We start from the raw sequence: 955 nt of genomic DNA on the forward strand, positions 1-955 counted from the left end.
GACATCGACGGCGGGCCCCGTCCGCACCTCGCCGTTCGTCACTCGTGCGAGCGCCGACGGACCGTTTATGCCCGCGTTGACGGCGAGCTTCTCGTACCGACGACGGGGCATGTCCTCCGCGGTCGTGGCGTCGACCCCGGCGGCGTCGAAGGCGCGCCCGATCCGGCTTGCCAGAGCGCTCGGCCCGCCGGCGAGCGTCCCGACGACGACCTCGCCGACCCCGGTACACCGGACGTGACCCGGTTCGAGGAACCGCGCGCCGTAGCTCGCGGTCCCGGCGAGCACCGGTGGGTCGACCGCCGCGACGAGCCGCTCCTCGGTCAGCCCGTTCTGGAGCGAGCAGACCGCGTCGTACTCGCCAGTCGCCAGATCGGCCGCGGCGCTGTCGGTGTCGTACGTCTTCGTCGTGACCAGCGCGAGCTCCGCCGAGCGCCGGGCCCCGTCAGTGACTGCCCGCGGCCGCACGTGCGCGTTCACTTCGCCATCGATCCGTAGCCCGTCCTCGCGGATCCGCCGCATGTGAGCGTCCCGCCCCACGAGCGTCACGTCGTGCGCGCGAGCGAGCATCCCACCGACGAGGCTCCCGAGCGCGCCCGCGCCGTACACGAGCACCTCCATAGTCGATCCAACGGCCTACCCCGGAAAAGAAATATCGGTGGGATCCGCACGCGACCGCTCCGGAGGAGACGAGGTCGGTCGCTCCCGGCCTCGTTCGGAGCTCGCCACGGCCTGTCGCCTCCAGCCCCGGCCTGTCGCTTCCAGCCCCGGCCTGTCGCTTCCAGCCTCGCTCTTCCAGCCCAGTTACCCCTTCAACCCGCTGCCGGTAAGCGGGACGACGACGTCCTCGTCGTCGCCGATCGCTCCCCGCGTCCGCAGCTCGTCGAGGGCGGCGGGCGCGACCGCACAGGTCGGCTCGATGTAGAACCCGTCGGCGTGGAGCCGGTCGAGCGCCCGC

The 955-nt window shown here is 72.4% G+C and carries 1 protein-coding gene and 1 pseudogene; both read right to left on the reverse strand.

Annotation, left to right across the window (positions count from 1 at the left end; genetic code table 11):
• Positions 1–618: ketopantoate reductase family protein (locus ACFQEU_RS16695; protein WP_379783968.1), on the reverse strand; the 618-nt coding region annotated here is incomplete at its 3' end.
• A 183-nt stretch (positions 619–801) separates the two neighbouring features.
• Positions 802–955 (reverse strand): annotated as a pseudogene (locus ACFQEU_RS16700) (threonine synthase); the annotation flags it as partial.

The organism is Halorubrum tibetense, from assembly GCF_042661865.1.
Classification (GTDB): Archaea; Halobacteriota; Halobacteria; order Halobacteriales; family Haloferacaceae; genus Halorubrum; species Halorubrum tibetense.